General features: G+C 34.5%; 1 protein-coding gene. It reads left to right on the top strand.

Translation table 11 applies throughout. The features are described from left to right. The coding region (locus IDG60_RS11620; RefSeq protein WP_206160722.1) for a SasC/FmtB family protein at positions 1-2,223 on the top strand (2,223 nt) is incomplete at both ends.

Below are 2,223 nucleotides of genomic sequence, written 5' to 3'. Positions count from 1 at the left end.
ATAGTATTAGGAAGTATAAAGTAGGCATATTCTCTACTTTAATCGGAACAGTTTTATTACTTTCAAACCCAAATGGTGCACAAGCCTTAACTACGGATAATAATGTACAAAGCGATACTAATCAAGCCACACCTGTAAATTCACAAGATACAAATGTTGCTAATAATAGAGGTTTAGCAAATAGTGCTCAGAATACACCTAATCAATCTGCAACAACTAATCAATCAACGAATCAAGCATTGGTTAATCATAATAATGGTAGTATAGCAAATCAAGCTACGCCAACATCAGTGCAATCAAGTACGCCTTCAGCACAAAACAATAATCATACAGATGGCAATACAACAGCAACTGAGACAGTGTCAAACGCTAATAATAAGGATGTAGTGTCGAATAATACCACATTAAATGTACCTAATAAAACAAATGAAAATGGTTCAGGAGGACATCTAACTTTAAAGGAAATTCAAGAAGATGTTCGTCATTCTTCAGATAAACCAGAGCTAGTTGCAATTGCTGAACAAGCATCTAATAGACCGAAAAAGAGAAGTAGACGTGCGGCACCGGCAGATCCTAATGCAACTCCAGCAGATCCAGCGGCTGCAGCGGCAGGAAACGGTGGTGCACCAGTAGCAATTACAGCGCCATACACGCCGACAACTGATCCTAATGCCAATAATGCAGGACAAAATGCACCTAACGAAGTGCTGTCTTTTGATGACAATGGTATTAGACCAAGTACCAACCGTTCTGTACCATCAGTAACAGTTGTTGATAATTTACCAGGCTTTACACTTATCAATGGTGGTAAAGTAGGTGTGTTTAGTCATGCGATGGTTAGAACAAGTATGTTTGATTCAGGAGATGCTAAGAACTATCAAGCACAAGGAAATGTAATTGCATTAGGTCGTATTAAGGGAAATGATACAAATGATCATGGTGATTTTAATGGAATTGAAAAATCTTTAACAGTAAATCCAAATTCTGAATTAATTTTCGAATTTAATACGATGACTACAAAAAACTATCAAGGTGTGACAAATTTAATAATTAAAAATGCTGATAATGATACTGTTATTGCAGAAAAATCAGTAGCTTATGGTCCGATTTGGCGTTTGTTTAAAGTGCCTGAAAATGTTAGTCACTTAAAAATTCAATTTGTACCTAAAAATGATGCAATAACAGATGCGCGTGGCATTTATCAACTAAGAGACGGTTATAAATACTATGACTTTGTTGACTCAATTGGTCTACATTCTGGTTCGCATGTCTATGTTGAAAGACGAACAATGGAACCCACAGCTACTAATAATAAAGAATTTACAGTCACAACTTCATTAAAGAATAATGGTAACTTCGGTGCTTCATTTAATACAGATGATTTTGTATATAAAGTTCAATTACCTGAAGGGGTAGAATATGTTAATAACTCATTGACTAAAGATTTTCCAAGCAGTAATTCAGGTGTTGATATGAATGATTTTAATGTGACGTATGATGCGGCGAATCGAGTGATAACAATTAAAAGTACTGGTGGAGGTTCAGGTAACTCGCCGGCACGATTAATGCCTGATAAAATATTGGATTTAAAGTATAAGTTGCGTGTTAATAATGTACCGACACCAAGAACAGTAACATTTAATGATACATTAACATATAAAACATATACACAAGATTTTATTAATTCACCTGCTGAAAGTCATACTGTAAGTACAAATCCATATACAATCGATATCATCATGAATAAAGATGCATTACAAGCCGAGGTTGATAGACGCATTCAACAAGCTGATTATACATTTGCATCATTAGATATCTTTAATGATCTTAAAAGACGTGCACAAACGATTTTAGATGAAAATCGTAACAATGTACCATTAAATAAAAGAGTTTCTCAAGCAGATATTGATTCATTAACTAATCAAATGCAACATACGTTAATTCGAAGTGTTGATGCTGAAAATGCAGTTAATAAAAAAGTTGACCAAATGGAAGATTTAGTTAATCAAAATGATGAATTGACAGATGAAGAAAAACAAGCAGCAATACAAGTTATCGAGGAACATAAAAATGAAATAATTGGTAATATTGGTGACCAAACGACTGATGATGGCGTTACTAGAATCAAAGATCAAGGTATACAGACCTTAAGTGGGGATACTGCAACACCGGTTGTTAAACCAAATGCTAAAAAAGCAATACGTGATAAAGCAACGAAACAAA

The organism is Staphylococcus sp. EG-SA-2, assembly GCF_017152085.1.
This window is presented reverse-complemented; position numbering and strand designations above follow the sequence as displayed.